Genomic DNA, 15,184 nt, shown 5'->3' with positions numbered 1-15,184 from the left:
GGTCAACGATTGCGGTCCGGAGCCTTCGCTCCGGACTTCCCCGTCGTCATCCTCGTGGCGGCCTGCGGCCGCTGCCTTCGGATTCCCTCGGGCTTATCGACTCCCCGCGCCCCCCAGGCCACCCAAGCGCCAGACTCCAGCAGCTGTGCCCTGACGTCAGCCGGGGAGGGCAGCGTGCTTGGGGTTCCCACCAACGGCGGGTAGTGGTGGAAGATCTTGCGGGGCCGCTCCATGCCGGCCGCGCGGGCGGCCTCGTGGAGCTTACGCAGCGTCTTGCGTCGTGGCTATTTGCGCTGCGCGTGTGGGGTGGGGCTGTTGATCGTGTTCGTAGGATGGGTGGAGTGCGTTCGGGTAGGCCGACGAACGCCGGTGCGCGCCGCACGAAACCCATCATCGGCGCAGGTACATGTCATTGGAGTTCCCATGACAGGTATCGTCGATCATGACCGCATGATGGGTTTCGCGCGTTGGGCACTCTCATCCTGATGCCGGACTTGCCGCGCTACACCCATCCTACCGATGACGATGGGCCCGTCAGATGAGCGACAGTCTCCCCATTAGACGGGTGGCGCGCGTACAGACCGGGCCAAGCACGCGGCTGCCTGCCGCGCGCCACCCGTCGCTCCACCCCCAATGACTACGGGAACCCAAAGAAACCGACTCGTCACCCGCGCGCAAGCGACCACCGTGCGACGCACCACCAACGCGTATGCCGATTACGCCCGCCCGCGCGGGCGCAATCGGCGGGCCTCGCAGCACTCGTCAGTCATCCCACCCCTAGCAGCGGACCAATCCAAGACGCCGGCAGCCCGTCGGCGGGGGCGCCGTGGCTGCGAGCAACCTCGATGCGCCCGAGGGAATCTGAAGGGAAGGCCGTAGGCCTGGACGAAGATGACAACGGGGCAGTCCGGCGCCTGCGCGCCGGACCGCAATCGTGGGCGCGAGTGGCCATGGCGCCCCCGCCGATGGGCGACCGACGAAGCGCTCATCGGCCGCATAAAAAGCCGACCACGACCTACAAATCCCCCCCATCACTTCCCGTAAACCAAATCCCTCAACCCTAACGACAGTCCCGGCCAATAAGTAATCACCATCAAGCAAACGATCACGACACCCACAAACGGAATCAACGGCTTGATCAATCGCTCAAGCGGCAACTTCGCCACCGCGCACGCCGCGAAAAGATTCACCCCGAACGGCGGTGTGATCATCCCCAGTGCCAGGTTCACCACCATGATGATCCCGAAGTGCACCGGCTCCACTCCAAATTTGAGCGCCACCGGCAGCAGCAGCGGGGCCAGCACCACGATCGATGCCGACGTTTCGATGAACATCCCGATCACGAACAGCGCCGCGTTCACGCCCATCAGGAACGAGAACTTGGTATCGAAGATCTGCGACAGCCAGACGCCCAACGCATCCGGGATGCCTGCGCGGTTCAAGAGGAAGCTGAAAACGCCGGCGTTGGCGATCACGAACATGATCACGGCCGTGGACACCACCGACTTGTGCAGCGTCGCGGACAGTTGCTTGAATGTCAGGCGGCGGTAGATGAACTTGCCCACCACCACCGCGTACATCACCGCCACCACCGACGCTTCGGTCGGCGTGAAGACGCCGCCGTAGATGCCGCCCAGGATGATCACGGGCATCAAGAGCGCCAGCCAGGCGTTCTTGAACGCCGGCCACAGCGGCAGGCGGCCTTCGCCGTCGCGCTTGCCCAGGTTGTTGCGCTTGGCGTAGAACCACACGTAGAACATCAGCGCCACGCCGATCAGGATGCCGGGCATGACGCCGGCGATGAACAGTTCGCCGGTGGACGTATCGGTGGACACGGCATACAGGATCATCGGAATCGACGGCGGGATGATCACGCCGAGTTCCGCCGCACTGGCTTGCAATGACGCCGCGAACGGTGCCGGGTAGCCGTGCCGGATCATGGCCGGGATCAGGATCGCGCCCACGGCGAACGTCGTGGCCACGCTGGAACCGGCAACCGCCGCGAAGATCATGCAGGTCAACACGCAGGTGCAGGCCAGGCCGCCCTGGATGCCACCGACCACGCTCTTGGCGAATTCGACCATGCGTTCGGAAATGCCGCCGGCTTCCATCAGGTTGCCCGCCAGGATGAAGAAGGGAATGGCTACCAACGGGTACTTGTCCAACGCGGCGAACAGCTGCTGGGCGACGACCACCCAGGGCAAGCCCGCGGTGCCGACGCCCGCCAGGCTGGCCAGCCCGATCGACACGGCGACCGGCACGGACAGCCCGAAGAAAATCAGCATCGAGACAATCATTATTTGGGACATGGCGATATCTGCTGCTCAGGTTCTGTAAGGGGCGGCTTAGCCTTGCGCGTCGTTGCGCACGGGCACGTCTTCTTCTTCGCCGGCACACCAGCGGGCCAGCACGGCGATGGCGGCAAGCGTCGCGCCGACCGGGATCGCCAGATAGATCCACGAAATCGAAATATCCAGGCTGGGCACGGTCTGGAATCGCACGCGGTAGGTCATGTTGCCGCCGATCCAGGCCAAAAAGCCCAGGAAGCTGGCGCAGATCAATCCGATGATGGCCTCAAGCACACGGCGTTTCGTGCCGCCCAGCAGGTTGCGCAGCAGTTCCACGCTGATCATGGCGCCGTGGCGAAAGGCCAGGGCCACGCCCAGCAGCACGGTCCAGATCAGGAGGGCGCGGGTCAGCACCTCGCTCCAGTCGGCGGGCGAATGCAGCACGAAGCGGGCAATGACCTGATAGAACGCGGCGGCGGCGGCGGCCACCAGCAAAAGTTGGGCAAAGACCGAGACCAGTTTGAACAGGCCGCGGTCGAAAGCGCATAGCAAACGCATGATGAATCCCGGTAGCAAGGGGCGCAAAGGACTGAGGGGACGGCAAGCGGCGGGATATCGATCCCGCCGCAGGGCCGAACGGGGCGTGTGTCCCGGCTTACTTGGTGTCGCGGATCGAGTCGATCAGCTTCTTGTCGAACTTCTTGTAGTACTCGGGGTAGGCGGGCTCGACGGCGGCGGCAAACGCGGCGCGATCCACCTCGGACACCTGCATGCCTTCCTTCTTCAGCTGCTCGACGCCCGTCTTCTCGATGTTGTCCACGTAGCCGCGCATGGCCAGGGCGGAGTCCTTGCCTGCCTTGTCGAAGTTGGCCTTGTCGGCGGCCGACAGGCCGTCATAGACGTTGGCGGACATCAGCACCAGGGCGGGGCCGTACACGTGGCCCGTCAAGGACAGGTACTTCTGCATTTGCGACAGCTTGGCCGACGTGATCACCGACAGCGGGTTTTCCTGGCCGTCGATGGTGCCTTGTTGCAGGGCGGTGGCCACTTCAGGCCAGGCCATGGGCGTGGGCAGGATGCCGATCTGGCGGAAAGCCGTGATGTGGATAGGGTTTTCCGTGGTGCGGATTTTCAAGCCCTTGGCGTCGGCCGGCGTCTTGACCGGGCGCACGTTGTTGGTCAGGTGGCGAAAGCCCTGTTCGCCCCAGGCAAGCGCGACGATGCCCCGGCTGGGGAACTTGGCCAGCATGTCCTGGCCGATCTTGCTGTCCAGCACAGTGCGGGCGTGCTGCAGGTCGCGCAGCAGGAAGGGGATATCGAAAACCCCGGTTTCGGGAACAAAATTGAGGGTAGCGCCTGTCGAAACGATGGCCAGGTCGATGGTGCCGATCTGCAGGCCTTCGATCACCTCGCGTTCACCGCCCAAGGCGCTATTGGCGAATTGCTGTACCTTGTACTTGCCGCCGGAAGAGGCCTCGATGGACTTGGCCATTGCGTCGGCGCCCGCGCCGTAGTGCGACGAGGTCGACAGGGCGTAGGCCATCTTCAGGGTGGTCTGGGCTGCCGAGGGCAGCGAGGTGGCGGCCGCGCAGGCGGCCAGGATCGTGGCCGCAAGCCAGGATTTACGCATTGTCTTCTCCGGTTTTGGGTATCTTTATGGGCGGCTTTGCCTCCCGCCCCGGGATGATATCGGGATTCAGTTCCGTTTCAGACGGTTAGTTAACATAGATGAATGATGGATTTCCCTGATATGTCACAGGCCAAGCGCCCCGGTTTCTGGTCCACCCTGCGCCTGGGCGCCAGGATGATGATGCGCGACGCCCGGGCGGGCGAACTGCGCCTGTTGGTGCTGGCGCTGGTCGTGGCGGTGGCTGCGGTCACCAGCGTCGGCTTCCTGGCCGACCGCGTCGGACGGGCGCTGGAACGCGACGCCGGCCAGATGCTGGGCGCCGACTTGGTGCTGGACGCCGATGAACCCGTACCCGCCGCATTCCTGGATCAGGCGCGCGAGCGGGGCCTGAACTTGTCCAGCACCTGGCAGTTCCCGTCCATGGTCGGGGCGGGCGACGGCGCGCAACTGGCGGCCTTGAAGGCCGTGGAGCCGGGCTACCCCCTGCGCGGCGCCCTGCGCGTGGCCGAGGCCCCGTTTGCCGCGGATGCGCCCACCCGCGACATTCCGCCCGAGGGCGCGGTCTGGGTGGACGCCCAATTGCTGTCGCTGCTGAACCTGAAAGTGGGCGACACCCTGAACGTCGGCGACGCGCATCTGCGGATCGACCGCGTGATCACCTATGAGCCCGACCGCGGCATGCAGTTCGTCAATGTGGCGCCGCGCGTGCTGCTGCGCGCAAGCGACCTGCCGGCCACCGGCCTGATCGCGCCGGGCAGCCGCATCGGTTATGCCATGCTGGTTGCCGGCCAGCCCGACGCGGTGGCGGGATATTCGGCCTGGCTCAACCAGAATCTGAAGCGTGGCCAGAAGGTCGCCACGCTGGAGTCCGGCCGGCCGGAGGTGCGCCGCACGCTGGACCGCGCGCAGCGCTTCCTGTCGCTGGTGGCGCTGCTGGCCGTGCTGATTTCCGCGGTGGCGGTGGCGCTGGCCGCCGGCCGCTACATGACCCGGCACCGCGACGGGATCGCCGTCATGCGCTGCCTGGGCGCCGTGCAGTCGCAGGTCTCGCGCATGCTGACGCTCGAGTTCACGCTGGTCGGCCTGTTTTCGTCCGCGGCGGGTTGCCTCCTGGGTTATGCCGTGCACCAGGTGCTGGTGATGCTGCTGGGGTCGTTGATCGACACCCAGTTGCCCGCCCCGTCCGCCATTCCCGCCTTGCAGGGCCTGTTGACCGGGCTGTTGCTGCTGCTGGGGTTCGCCTTACCCGCCCTGGCACAGTTGCGCCATGTGCCGCCGGCGCGGGTGCTGCGGCGCGACGCCGACACGATCAGCGCCCGCAGCGCCTTCGGCTACGCGCTGGGCGCGACGGGCTTTGCCCTGTTGATCTGGTGGTTCGCCGGCGACGCCAAGCTGGGCGGCGTGGTGGCGGGCGGCTTTTTAGGCGCATTCGCCGTCTTCGCACTGGTGGCGTGGCTGTGCATCCTGGGCCTGGCTCGCGTGCGCGGCCTGGCCTCGGGGCTGCCCGCGTTGCGCTTTGCGCTGGCCGGGGTGGTGCGCCGGCGGGCGGCCACCATCACGCAGGTCTGCGCGCTGGCGGTCGGCCTGATGGCGCTGTTGCTGCTGACGATGACGCGCACCGACCTGATCCAGGGCTGGCAGCGCACCATGCCGCCGGACGCGCCCAACCGCTTCCTGATCAACGTGCAGCCGGACCAGCGCCAGGCCGTGACCGACGCGCTGACCCGCGAAGGCCTGGGCCGCATCACCTTGTCGCCGATGGTGCGCGGGCGGCTGATCGCCATCAACGGCACGCCTGTCGGACCGGACGACTACGAAGAGCCCCGCGCCAAGCGGCTGGTAGACCGCGAGTTCAACCTGTCCTATGGCGACGAGATGCCCTCGTCCAACAAGATCGAGCAAGGCCGCTGGCTGGCGCCCGGGTCGTCCGAGGTATCGCTGGAGTCGGGCCTGGCCAAGACGCTGGGCCTGAAACTGGGCGACAAGATGACCTTCGACGTGGCCGGCCAGCAGGTCGAGGCGGCCGTCTCCAGCACCCGGCGCGTGGATTGGGATACGATGCGCGTGAATTTTTTCGCCATCCTGACCCCGGCGGCGCTCGCCGACATGCCCCAAAGCTGGATCACTTCCTTCTACCTGCCGCCTGAAAAGGCGGCGGTGCTGCCCGCGCTGGTGCGCGAGTTCCCGAACCTGACCGTGTTCGACGTGGGCGCCATCCTGCAGCAATTGCAGTCCGTGCTGAATGAAGTGGGCAAGGCGGTCCAACTGCTGTTCCTGTTCACCCTGGCGGCCGGCGTGCTGGTGCTGTCGGCGGCGCTGACGGCCACCCGCGACGAGCGCATGCGCGAAGCCGCGGTGCTGCGGGCGCTGGGCGCCACGCGCAGCCAGCTGGCGCGCTCGCAGCGCATCGAACTGTGGGCCGTGGGCGGCCTGGCAGGCCTGCTGGCAGCCGCCGGGGCCACCGCCATCGCTTGGGTTTTATCAACCCAGGTGTTCGACTTCACCATTACCCTCAGCCTCTGGCCGTGGCTGGCGGGTATCGGCGCGGGTATGCTGGGCGCCTGGGCGGGCGGCGCCCTGGCCCTGCGCGGCGTGTTGCGTACGCCGCCGCTCGTCACCCTTCGAGAAACTTGATGACGTCCCGCGTCCAAACCATTACTGAACCCGTGGAAAATACCCGCAGCGTTTTTGACCTTCTTGGCGGCGAGCCCGGCGTGCGTGCGCTGGTCGACCGTTTTTACGACCTGATGGACATGGAGCCCGACCTGAAGGAGCTCCGCGCCGCCCACGGTCCCAGCCTGGACCAGGCGCGCGACAAGCTGTTCTGGTTCCTGTGCGGCTACTTCGGCGGCCCTGACCACTATATTGAACGCTTCGGCCACCCCCGCCTGCGCGCCCGCCACCTGCCGTTCTCGATCGGCCAGATCGAGCGCGATCAATGGGTGACCTGCATCGGACGCGCCATGGAAGACCAGGGTATCGCCCCGCCGCTGGTGGAGCGGTTGCTGGAATCCTTCTACGGCGTGGCCGATTGGATGCGCAACCGTGAAGGCTGACGATACCCGCGGAGGCGCCCAGCGCCAGGCCTGGCCCGCGCCGCTTGCCGGCGCCATGCTCAGCGACGCGTCGCGCCTGGCCGGATCGGGCCCCGAGATCTTCAACCCGGCGCATTACGGTGACCGGGCCCGCCCCGTGGACGCCGGCGGCCGCCAGGCGGCCTGGTTCGTGCAGGGGCAGGGCTGGCAGGGCGTGCTGCGGCGCTACCGCCGCGGCGGCATGATCGCCCGCGTCAGCCGTGACGCCTATCTCTGGAACGGTGAAGACCGCACCCGCAGTTTCCGCGAATACCGGCTGCTGGCCGCCATGCGCGCGCAGGGCCTGGCCGTGCCGGCGCCGCTGGCCGCCGCCTACTGGCGCCAGGGCCCCATCTACCGGGCGGCCATCGTGGTGGAACGGATCCCCGGCGTGCGGCCCTTGGCCCATGCGCTGGCCGAGCCGCTCTGGGGCGCGGTGGCAGAGGCCATCGTCCGCATGCACCGCGCGGGCGTCTGGCACGCTGACCTGAACGCCTTCAACATCCTGATCGGGGGCGACGGCCAGGTCTGGCTGATCGATTTCGACCGCGGCACCCTCGGTTCCCTGTCGGAGCGGCAGCGCCAAGGCAACCTGGACCGCCTGCGCCGGTCGCTCGTCAAAGTGGCGGGCGAAGAGGGCGACCGCTTCTGGATGAAGCTGCGCGACAGTTACTGGACCGCCTGGGGTATCGGCGTCCAGCCCTGATCCGGGCAAGGCGCCTATTTGCCGCCATCGGCCCCTAATTGCGTCGACCCGCCCCCAAAGTTGGGCGGGCGACCGCTAAAAGGCTTTATGATTTCGCCTTTTGGTAGTCCTGTCATACACGGCATATAGCAAAGGGGGCTCGTAATGGAACTAAGGGCGGGAATGCGCTGGGCGCTAGGCGCGGTGTTGGTCGCGGCATCGGCATCGTCGGCGGTCGCGCAGAACAAGGTCGTCAACGTCTACAACTGGGCCGAATACACGGCTCCGGACACCATTCCGGGTTTCGAAAAGGAAACCGGCATCAAGGTCCGCTATGACGTCTACGACAGCAACGACACGTTGCAGGCCAAACTGCTGGCCGGCAAGTCGGGTTACGACGTCGTTGTCCCGTCCACCCATTACGCCTCGCGCCAGATCGAGGCCGGCCTGTTCCAGAAGCTAGACAAGTCCAAGATCCCGAACTGGAAGTACCTGGACCCGGAAGTGATGGCGCTGGTGGCGACCGTCGATCCCGGCAACGAGTACGCGCTTCCCTGGGGCTATGGCACGAACGGCCTGGGCTACAACGTCACCAAGGTCAAGCAGATCATGGGCGACAACGTCGATCTGGCCAATTGGGACATGATCTTCAAGCCCGAAAACGCCGCCAAGCTGAAAGAGTGCGGCATTTCGATGCTGGACGAAGCCGCGCAGGTGTTCCCCGCGGTGCTGAAGTACTTGGGCAAGGATCCCAACAGCACCAACCCGGACGACTACAAGGCTGCGCTGGATGTCCTGAAGCAGATCCGCCCGTACATCCGCCAGTTCAGCTCGTCGGGCTATATCGACGAACTGGCCGTGGGCGACCTGTGCATGGTCTACGGCTTTTCGGGCGACGTCATGATCGCCCGCAAGCGCGCGCAAGAAGCCAAGAAGACGTATGAAGTGAACTACTTCATCCCGAAGGGCGGCGCGCCGGCGTGGTTCGACCTGATGGTCATTCCGAAGGATGCCCCGCATCCCGAAGAGGCCCTGGCGTTCATCAATTACATCGAGACGCCGAAGGTGCATGCGGCCATCACCAACACCATGTTCTACCCCAACGCCAACAAAGAGGCGCGGCAGTACGTGGTGAAGGACGTGGCCGACAACCCCATGATCTACCCCCCGGCGGAAGTCTCCAAGACCCTGTACGTGATCAAGGCGCTGCCCTTGAACGTGCAACGCCTGCAAAACCGGATGTGGTCCGAGCTGAAGTCTGGAAGATAAGTCATCATGAGCGATAGCCGTTACTCGGCGCCGCATACGGTAGACCCGGACGAATTCGTCCGGGTCTCCGATGTGGTCAAGATTTTTGGCGATGTGGTCGCCGTGCGTTCCGTCAACCTGTCCGTCAAGCGCAACGAAATCTTCGCGCTGCTGGGAAGCTCCGGCAGCGGCAAGTCCACCTTGCTGCGCATGCTGGCCGGTTTCGAGGAAGCGACCTCCGGGCAGATACTCCTGGACGGCGAAGACATCACCAGCGTGCCGCCGTACCGGCGCCCCGTGAACATGATGTTCCAGTCCTATGCGCTGTTCCCGCACATGACGGTCGAAGCCAACGTGGCGTTCGGCCTGAAGCAGGAAGGCGTGGACCGCGCCGAAATCCACGACCGCGTGTTCGAAGCCCTGGACCTGGTTCAGATGGCAGGCTATTCGCGCCGCAAGCCCAACCAGCTGTCGGGTGGCCAGCAGCAGCGCGTGGCGCTGGCGCGCAGCCTGGTCAAGCGGCCCAAGCTGCTGCTGCTGGACGAGCCCATGTCGGCGCTGGACAAGCAGATCCGCCAGAAGACGCAGATCGAGCTCGTGAAGATCCTGGAGCAGGTCGGCGTGACCTGCATCATGGTCACCCACGACCAGGAAGAGGCCATGACCATGGCGCACCGCCTGGCCGTCATGACCGAAGGGCAAATCGTCCAGTGCGGCACGCCGCAGGACGTCTACGCATTCCCGAATTCCCGCTTCGTGGCCAGCTTCATCGGGTCGACCAACATGTTCACCGGCACCATCGTCGTCGATGAACCCGACCACGTGGCGATCGAATGCGCGGAGCTCACGCGTCCGCTGTTCGTGAACCACGGCGTCTCCGAACCGCTGGGCATGGAAGTGCACGTGTCCATCCGGCCCGAACGCCTGGTGGTGTCGCGCGAGCAGCCCGAAGGCGAATACAACTGGGCCCACGGCATGGTCAGCCACATGGCCTGGATGGGCAGCTACGCGCTTTATCAGATCCGCCTGGATTCCGGCAAGACGGTCGAGGCCAGCGTGCCCAGCCTGCTGCTGGCCCAGATGGACGCCCCGGGCATCGACGAAGAGATCTTCGTCAGCTGGGACGCCGACAGCGCGACGGTGCTGGCGTCATGATGCGGTTTTCGCCCCGCGACTGGTTGCCCTCGGGCCGGGCGCTGGCGGTGGTGCCGCCGTTCGCCTGGCTGGTGCTGTTCCTGCTGCTGCCCTTCCTGCTGGTGCTGAAGATCAGCTTTGCCGAGGTGACCTTCGGCATCCCGCCCTATACGGCGCTGGCGGAGTTCAAGGACGAGGCGGTGCAGTTCAGCCTGCACCTGCGCGGCTATATCCTGCTGTTCACCGACAGCCTGTATTTCAAGACCTACCTGAGCTCGGTGAAGATTGCCGGGATCACCACGCTGATCTGCGTGCTGATCGGCTACCCCATCGCGTACTACATCGCCCGGTCCTCGCCCCGCGTGCGCAACCTGTTGCTGCTGGGCGTGATCCTGCCGTTCTGGACGTCGCTGCTGTTGCGCGTGTACGCCTGGGTCGGAATTCTGCGCAACGATGGCCTGCTGAACAACCTGCTGCAAAGCCTGGGGCTGATTTCCAGTCCGCTGGAAATCTACCGCACCGATGTCGCGGTCTACATCGGCATGGTCTATGCGTACCTGCCGTTCTTCATCCTGCCGCTGTATGCGACGCTGGTGAAGATGGACCTGCGCCTGCTGGAAGCCGCCTACGACCTGGGCGCCAAGCCCTGGCAGGCGTTCTGGCAGATCACCGTGCCGCTGTCGCGCCAGGGCGTGATCGCCGGGGCGATGCTGGTGTTCATTCCGGCCGTGGGCGAATACGTGATCCCCGAAATGCTGGGGGGCGCCAATACGTTGATGATGGGCCGCGTCATGTGGAACGAATTCTTCAATAATGCCGACTGGCCGATGGCTTCGGCGGTGACCTGCGTGATGGTCCTGCTGCTGCTCGTGCCGCTGGTCTACTTCCAGTACAACCAGGTCAAGCAGCAGGAACAGGCAGGCGGAGGCCGCAAATGAAGGGCCCCAACAAGACATTGCGCGCCGTGGTGCTGGGGCTGGGGTACTTCTTCCTGTATGTGCCCATCGTCAGCCTGATGGTGTTTTCGTTCAACGAATCGCCCACCGTCACGTCGTGGGCGGGCTTTTCCTTCCGCTGGTACCACGCGCTGTTCAATGATGACGCGCTGCTGCGGTCGGCCTGGCTGTCGTTTCGCATCGCGGCGATGACGGCGACGGCGGCCGTCATCATCGGCACCTGGGCCGGTTATGTGCTGGGCCGCATGGGGCGCTTTCGCGGGTTCTCGCTGTACGTGGGCATGTTGAGCGCGCCGCTGGTCATTCCCGAAGTCGTGCTGGGCATTTCGCTGCTGCTGATGTTTGTCGAACTGCGCGGCAGCCTGGGCTGGCCGGCGGAAAACGGCATCTTCACGATCTGGGTGGGGCACGTGACGCTGTGCATGGCGTTCGTAGCGGTCGTCATCCAGACCCGCATCCGCGACCTGGACCGGTCGCTGGAAGAGGCGGCGCTGGACCTGGGCGCCACGCCCATCACCGTGTTCTTCAAGATCACGCTGCCGCTGATCGCGCCGGCGCTGGCCTCGGCCTGGCTGCTGTCCTTCACGCTGTCGCTCGATGACGTCGTCTTGGCGTCGTTCCTGTCCGGCCCCAGTTCCAGCACGCTGCCGATGGAAGTGTTCTCGCGCGTGCGCCTGGGCCTGAAACCCGAGATCAACGCGCTGGCCACTTTGTTCATCCTGGCGGTGGGCACCTGCGTGATCCTGGCCAACCGCCTGCAATGGCGCAAGGAGTCCGAATCCAAATGAAGCAACAAACCACCCTGTATGGCCTGACCAAGTGCAGCACGTGCATCAAGGCGCGCGACTGGTTGTCGGAGCACGGCGTCGAGCACGCCTTCGTCGACTACCGCGACGATCCCGTGCCGGCTGCCACGCTGAAGGCGTGGTCGGAAAAAGTCGGCGGCTGGGAAAAGCTGGTCAACCGCGCGTCGATGACGTGGCGCAACCTGCCCGAAGACAGCAAGACCGCGCACACCGATGCCCAGTGGAGCAAGCTGATCGCGGAATATCCCGCGCTGGTGCGCCGCCCCGTCACGGTGACGCCGGACGGCGAGGTCACCGTGGGTTTCAGCGAAAAGCGCTACGGCGAACGGTTCGCCTGACGCGACGTCCGCAGCGATGGCATCCCCCATCCAGGCATCGGGCAACGCCGGTTCGGCGTTGCCCGATGCCTTTTTTGACCGCGACGCGTCCGAACTCGCACGCGATCTGCTGGGCAAGGTCATCCGCCATCGTGTGGACGGCCTGTGGCTGGCGGTGCGCATCATCGAGACCGAAGCCTACTACCTGGAAGAAAAGGGCAGCCACGCCTCGCTGGGCTACACCCACAAGCGCCGCGCCCTGTTCATGGATGGCGGCGTCATCTACATGTATTACGCGCGCGGCGGCGATTCACTGAACTTCAGCGCCGCCGGCCCCGGCAACGCCGTGCTGATCAAATCCGGCCATCCCTGGACGGACGCACGCTCCGGCCCCGAGGCCCTGGCGCGGATGCAGCAGCTCAATCCCGACGCGCAAGGCCAGCCACGCCCGCCGTCGCGCCTGTGCGCCGGGCAGACGCTGCTGTGCCGCTCGTTAGGGTTGAAAGTGCCGGAGTGGGACGCGCGCCGTTTCGATCCGGACGCGCTCTATGTCGAGGATGTGGGCGATTCCCCCCAGGCCTTGATCTGCACCACGCGCCTGGGCATCCCGCCCGGGCGGGACGAGCATCTGCATTACCGCTATGTAGATCCTGGCTACGCCGCGGTCTGCACGCGCAACCCGTTGCGGCGGGGGCAACGCGCCGGACATGACTACGTATGGGTGGACCGCCAGGGCATCGTGCTGCCCGAAGACCCGCGGCCAAACGCGCGCTAGGCGCCGCCCGTGTCCTGGATGCGCTCGAGCAGAGCGTCCCGCATTTCCTTGTACTTGCGCGCGATGCGCTTGCGGTTCAGCGACTTGCTCCACGCGTAGAGCGGGATCAGCGGCAGTACGCCGAATCCGTCGATCAGGTACAGGCCCTGCTTGCCGTCGGCGTTCTGGCCACAGGCGATATTGCTGGCCGACACGTCATGCAGCACGACGTGGGCGTCCGCCAGATCCGCAAAGAATTCGTCCAGCTGTCCGAAAAAACCGTCGTCAACCAGACCTTGCCGGGCCAGATCGGCTACCGTCGGGGCGATATTGCCCGCCGGGTCGGTGATCTTCTCGACTAGCAGGCCCAGCCCCAGCGTGGTCTGCGCCACGCCCAGGATGCGTGCCATGGGCACCTGCCACACGCCGGAGGGGCGGGTGGTCGTGGTGACGTATTCCGACAGTTCGTTCAGATAGACGCGGTAGGCGCTTTCCCGCTGGTACTGCTTGTACCAGCGCTTGAATGGCCGGGCTTCGAGGTAGACGGCACGGGCGCGCATGTCCATCACTTTGACGAGCAAAGACGGCGCGTGGGGGTGCTGGAAAATGTGGCGGTCGCCGCCCGTCGCAAGCGGACGCTCGGCGTTCAGATCCAGTGGTCCGAAAACCGACTGGAACGACACCGCGGGTCGACAGGAGGGAAGATCAGCGGGATTCAAATGAGATCAGGCGAGGGTTCAGAGTGGGAGAAGTTTAATCCCGTTGCGCACCCGCAGCGCCGAAGCAGGGGGCAAACTAATGTCGTTTGGTTACAACGCCGCGTTGATGCGTCCTACAATTCCGCCTTTGGAGAGGCCTCTTTTGAACGACATTCTGCTTTGGATTGCTGCCGGTGGTGCGGTATTAGCTTGCTTGGCTGCCGTGCTGGCGTGGCTGCGGCCTCCGGCCCGCGACGCCCGGCTGGACGCGCTGCTGGAAGGACTGGAACGCACCGAGCGCGCGCTGCGCGCCGACATCACCGAAGGCCAGCGCGGCTTGCGCAGCGAATTCGCGGAATCCACCCGCGCGTTGCGGCTGGAGTTGTCGCAATCGCATGGCGACCTGCGCGCCGGATTGTCGCGCGACGCCCAGGCCTCGCGCGCGGAATCGGCCGAGTCCCTGGCGCGTTTCGCCGCCGGATTCGGCGAGCAGCTGCAGGGGCTGATCCAGATCAATGAACGCCGCCTCATGGAGGTACGCGCCACGGTCGACCAGCGCCTGCAATCGTTGCAGACGGACAACAGCGCGAAGCTCGACGAGATGCGCCGCACCGTGGATGAAAAGCTCCATGCCACGCTGGAGCAGCGCCTGGGCGAGTCCTTCAAACTGGTGTCGGACCGGCTGGAGGCCGTGCACAAAGGCCTGGGCGAGATGCAGGCCCTGGCGGCCGGCGTGGGCGACCTGAAGCGGGTGCTGACCAACGTGAAGTCGCGCGGCACCTGGGGCGAAGTGCAACTGGCCCGGCTGATCGAAGACAACATGACGCCCGACCAGTACGCCAGCAATATCAAGCCGGTGCCGGGCAGCGACGCCGTCGTCGAGTTCGCCATCCGCCTGCCGGGCCGGGGTGACGGCGGCGAGCCGGTCTGGCTGCCGATCGACGCGAAATTCCCCAAGGAAGAGTACGAGCGCCTGATGGATGCCCAAGAAGCCGCAGACGTCGAAGGCGTGAAGGCGGCCGGTGCCGCCCTGGGCCGGGCGGTCGAAGTGCAGGCAAGGCTGATCGCCAGCAAGTACGTCGCGCCGCCCCATACGACCGACTTCGCCATCATGTTCCTGCCGACGGAAAGCCTGTATGCCGAAGTGCTGCGGCGGCCGGGCCTGCTGGACAAGCTGCATGATCTGCGCATCAACGTGGCCGGCCCCAGCAACCTGGCTGCCTTGCTCAACAGCTTGCAGATGGGATTTCGCACGCTGGCCATCGAGCAGCGCTCGTCCGAAGTCTGGCAGGTGCTGCGCGCGGTCAAGACCGAATTCGGCAAGTTCGGAGAAGCGCTGGCCAGCGTCAAGAAGACGCTCGACACGGCCAGCAACAAGATCGGCCAGACCGAAGTGCGCACCCGCGCGATGCTCCGGAACCTGAAAAGCGTCGAAGCCCTGCCCGAGGCGGAAGCGTTGCGGTTATTGGGGGCAGGGACGGATGCCGAAGCGGAAGGCGATGCCGATATCGACGTGAACGAAGACGCGGACGCCCCGCGCACGCCCGCCAGCGGCGCAATCTGATCCGTCTGCCCGGCCTGGGCAGTTGTGGTC

At 65.5% G+C, this 15,184-nt stretch carries 14 protein-coding genes; 10 read left to right on the top strand and 4 right to left on the bottom strand.

The window, feature by feature from the left end; translation table 11 throughout:
• Positions 1–1,031: 1,031 nt before the first annotated feature.
• The 3 genes from AC3WMU_RS29325 to AC3WMU_RS29315 all read right to left on the bottom strand — a co-directional run bounded on the left by AC3WMU_RS29325 (position 1,032) and on the right by AC3WMU_RS29315 (position 3,918).
• Positions 1,032–2,309, bottom strand: coding sequence for a TRAP transporter large permease (locus AC3WMU_RS29325; protein WP_006224905.1), 1,278 nt, complete (start codon positions 2,307–2,309; stop codon positions 1,032–1,034).
• A 36-nt stretch (positions 2,310–2,345) separates the two neighbouring features.
• Positions 2,346–2,846, bottom strand: coding sequence for a TRAP transporter small permease (locus AC3WMU_RS29320; RefSeq protein ID WP_006224904.1), 501 nt, complete (start codon positions 2,844–2,846; stop codon positions 2,346–2,348).
• Between the two features lie 97 nt (positions 2,847–2,943).
• Positions 2,944–3,918: a TRAP transporter substrate-binding protein gene (locus AC3WMU_RS29315; protein WP_006224903.1), complete on the bottom strand. Its 975-nt coding sequence runs from the start codon at positions 3,916–3,918 to the stop codon at positions 2,944–2,946.
• Between the two features lie 102 nt (positions 3,919–4,020).
• Between AC3WMU_RS29315 and AC3WMU_RS29310 the strand changes: the two genes are divergently transcribed.
• The 9 genes from AC3WMU_RS29310 to AC3WMU_RS29270 all read left to right on the top strand — a co-directional run bounded on the left by AC3WMU_RS29310 (position 4,021) and on the right by AC3WMU_RS29270 (position 12,913).
• Entirely contained in the window at positions 4,021–6,552 is a 2,532-nt protein-coding gene (locus AC3WMU_RS29310) for an ABC transporter permease (protein WP_492283364.1), read from the top strand.
• Positions 6,552–6,974, top strand: a complete 423-nt coding sequence (locus AC3WMU_RS29305) for a group II truncated hemoglobin (RefSeq protein ID WP_167390155.1) — start codon at positions 6,552–6,554, stop codon at positions 6,972–6,974. Before AC3WMU_RS29310 ends, AC3WMU_RS29305 begins: the two co-directional genes overlap by 1 nt.
• Positions 6,964–7,698 (top strand): 3-deoxy-D-manno-octulosonic acid kinase, encoded by a 735-nt coding sequence (locus AC3WMU_RS29300; RefSeq protein ID WP_006224900.1) that lies wholly within the window; start codon positions 6,964–6,966, stop codon positions 7,696–7,698. The genes AC3WMU_RS29305 and AC3WMU_RS29300 overlap by 11 nt, the downstream gene beginning before the upstream one ends.
• 144 nt (positions 7,699–7,842) lie before the next feature.
• The gene (locus AC3WMU_RS29295; RefSeq protein WP_492283363.1) at positions 7,843–8,946 is read left to right on the top strand and encodes a polyamine ABC transporter substrate-binding protein; all 1,104 of its coding nucleotides are present in this window, start codon (positions 7,843–7,845) and stop codon (positions 8,944–8,946) included.
• Between the two features lie 6 nt (positions 8,947–8,952).
• Positions 8,953–10,080 carry an ABC transporter ATP-binding protein gene (locus AC3WMU_RS29290; RefSeq protein WP_006224898.1) on the top strand — a complete coding sequence of 376 codons (1,128 nt, stop codon included), beginning with the start codon at positions 8,953–8,955 and terminating at the stop codon, positions 10,078–10,080.
• Positions 10,077–10,997, top strand: coding sequence for an ABC transporter permease subunit (locus AC3WMU_RS29285; protein ID WP_035213161.1), 921 nt, complete (start codon positions 10,077–10,079; stop codon positions 10,995–10,997). The genes AC3WMU_RS29290 and AC3WMU_RS29285 overlap by 4 nt, the downstream gene beginning before the upstream one ends.
• The gene (locus tag AC3WMU_RS29280; protein WP_006224896.1) at positions 10,994–11,803 is read left to right on the top strand and encodes an ABC transporter permease subunit; all 810 of its coding nucleotides are present in this window, start codon (positions 10,994–10,996) and stop codon (positions 11,801–11,803) included. The genes AC3WMU_RS29285 and AC3WMU_RS29280 overlap by 4 nt, the downstream gene beginning before the upstream one ends.
• On the top strand, positions 11,800–12,159 hold the full coding sequence (locus tag AC3WMU_RS29275) for a Spx/MgsR family RNA polymerase-binding regulatory protein (RefSeq protein ID WP_492283362.1): 360 nt from the start codon (positions 11,800–11,802) through the stop codon (positions 12,157–12,159). The genes AC3WMU_RS29280 and AC3WMU_RS29275 overlap by 4 nt, the downstream gene beginning before the upstream one ends.
• Positions 12,160–12,175: 16 nt before the next feature.
• On the top strand, positions 12,176–12,913 hold the full coding sequence (locus AC3WMU_RS29270; protein WP_454676418.1) for a DNA-3-methyladenine glycosylase: 738 nt from the start codon (positions 12,176–12,178) through the stop codon (positions 12,911–12,913).
• On the opposite strand, the gene AC3WMU_RS29265 is transcribed toward AC3WMU_RS29270, so the two are convergent.
• Positions 12,910–13,611: a PhoP regulatory network YrbL family protein gene (locus AC3WMU_RS29265; protein ID WP_052017874.1), complete on the bottom strand. Its 702-nt coding sequence runs from the start codon at positions 13,609–13,611 to the stop codon at positions 12,910–12,912. The two genes, AC3WMU_RS29270 and AC3WMU_RS29265, sit on opposite strands and share 4 nt — an antisense overlap.
• Before the next feature lie 106 nt (positions 13,612–13,717).
• Between AC3WMU_RS29265 and AC3WMU_RS29260 the strand changes: the two genes are divergently transcribed.
• A complete protein-coding gene (locus AC3WMU_RS29260; protein WP_492283361.1) occupies positions 13,718–15,154 on the top strand; it encodes a DNA recombination protein RmuC in 1,437 nt (478 codons plus the stop codon).
• The last annotated feature ends 30 nt before the right edge of the window (positions 15,155–15,184 follow it).

It is taken from the genome of Achromobacter sp. FW305-C-13 (genome assembly GCF_058783475.1).
The sequence above is the reverse complement of the archived record's forward strand: the minus strand, read 5'-3'. Positions and strand labels throughout refer to the sequence as shown.